1 protein-coding gene is annotated in these 347 nt (G+C 57.6%); it reads left to right on the top strand.

Going from position 1 to position 347, the window contains the following annotated elements; all coding sequences use genetic code 11:
* A partial coding sequence (locus GCM43_RS25550) for an Ig-like domain-containing protein (protein WP_152248669.1) occupies positions 1 to 347 on the top strand: 347 nt, incomplete at both ends.

The following is a 347-nucleotide window of genomic DNA, read 5'->3' as shown; positions in this document are numbered from 1 at the left end:
GGCAACGACAGCTTCAGCTACACCATCAGCGATGGCAAGGGCGGCAGCAATACCTATGTGGTCAATATCGTCATTGATCCGGTCAACGATGCACCAGTCGGCAGCGGCACCACGATTACCACGCCTGAAGACACGGTCAAGACTGGCAATCTGCCACCCGCGAGTGATGTGGATGGCGACACCGTCACCTACACCAAGGCCAGCGATCCGTCGCACGGCACGGTCACCGTTAATTCGGACGGCAGCTACAGCTATGCGCCAACGGCCGACTACAACGGCAACGACAGCTTCAGCTACACCATCAGCGATGGCAAGGGCGGCAGCAATACCTATGTGGTCAATATCGT

The sequence above is a fragment of the Janthinobacterium aquaticum genome, from assembly GCF_009208565.1.
GTDB lineage: Bacteria > Pseudomonadota > Gammaproteobacteria > Burkholderiales > Burkholderiaceae_D > Janthinobacterium.
The sequence above is the reverse complement of the archived record's forward strand: the minus strand, read 5'-3'. Positions and strand labels throughout refer to the sequence as shown.